Consider the following 527-nt stretch of genomic DNA (forward strand, 5'->3'; position numbering starts at 1 on the left):
TGGCATCCAGCAGCGCGATATCCTGAGGCGTGGTGACGATCACCGCGCCGGTGACCGGCACCTTCTGCGACAGCGTCAGCTGGACGTCGCCGGTGCCCGGCGGCATGTCGACGATCAGGTAGTCCAGGTCGTGCCAGTTGGTCTGGCGCAGCAGCTGCTCCAGCGCCGAGGTCACCATCGGGCCGCGCCATACCATCGGGTTGTCCTGCTCGATCAGGAAGCCGATCGAGTTGGCCTGCAGGCCATGTCCTTCCAGCGGCTCCATGGTCTGGCCGTCGGCGGATTCCGGGCGGCCGTCGATGCCCAGCATCATCGGCAGGCTCGGGCCGTAGATGTCTGCGTCGAGCATGCCGACGCGCGCGCCCTCTGCCGCCAGCGCCAGCGCCAGGTTCACGGCCGTGGTGGACTTGCCCACCCCGCCCTTGCCCGACGCCACCGCAATCACGTTCTTCACGCCCGGCAGCAGCTTGACCCCGCGCTGCACCGCGTGCGCGACGATCTTCATGGTCACGGCGACGCTGACATTG

At 68.3% G+C, this 527-nt stretch carries 1 protein-coding gene; it reads right to left on the bottom strand.

Annotated features, from left to right (window positions below; genetic code table 11):
* Positions 1-527: P-loop NTPase (locus AC3WVS_RS31255; protein ID WP_492321737.1), on the bottom strand; the 527-nt coding region annotated here is incomplete at both ends.

This window comes from Cupriavidus sp. CPT47-8839-RL05A (genome assembly GCF_058792255.1).